Annotated in this window: 1 protein-coding gene; it reads right to left on the minus strand. The window is 54.5% G+C overall.

Annotated elements, in window-relative coordinates:
• Positions 1-232, minus strand: a 232-nt coding sequence (locus tag KP705_RS18320; RefSeq protein ID WP_215765332.1) for a DUF4158 domain-containing protein, incomplete at its 3' end; no start/stop codon positions are given.
• Positions 233-415: the final 183 nt, after the last annotated feature.

Genomic DNA, 415 nt, shown 5'->3' on the forward strand with positions numbered 1-415 from the left:
ATGACAGAATGGGAGCCGGTGGTGTTTCACCAGATTCCAGCACCCGTCCCGGCCAGCGCATGTAGAGCATGACCATCGTGAAACCCAATCGGGAGGTTTCTCCGCGGCGGGTTGCGATCAGATCGAAGTCATCCTGGCTGAGTGTAAAATGTCTCGTGATCTCGCGATCATCGACAGAAGGCTCGTAATGTCGGGCGAGAGCTTCACGGGTCAGAAGACGGCGCCGCGCCATGATCGGATGTCTCCTTCTTGTGTCCGGAAGGGGATCGTTGGACGGACTGTCCCGGACAAGTGCAACACGTCATGGAATACAGCCGTGTGCTGTGTCTCATAAAGGTGGTACCATATGTTTTGCAGTCATGGGGCCTTATACGTTACACTTTCCCGTATGACACACATAATGATCGGCTATGCC

It is taken from the genome of Gluconobacter sp. P1D12_c (assembly GCF_018812105.1).
In the GTDB taxonomy this organism is placed as follows: Bacteria; Pseudomonadota; Alphaproteobacteria; order Acetobacterales; family Acetobacteraceae; genus Gluconobacter; species Gluconobacter oxydans_A.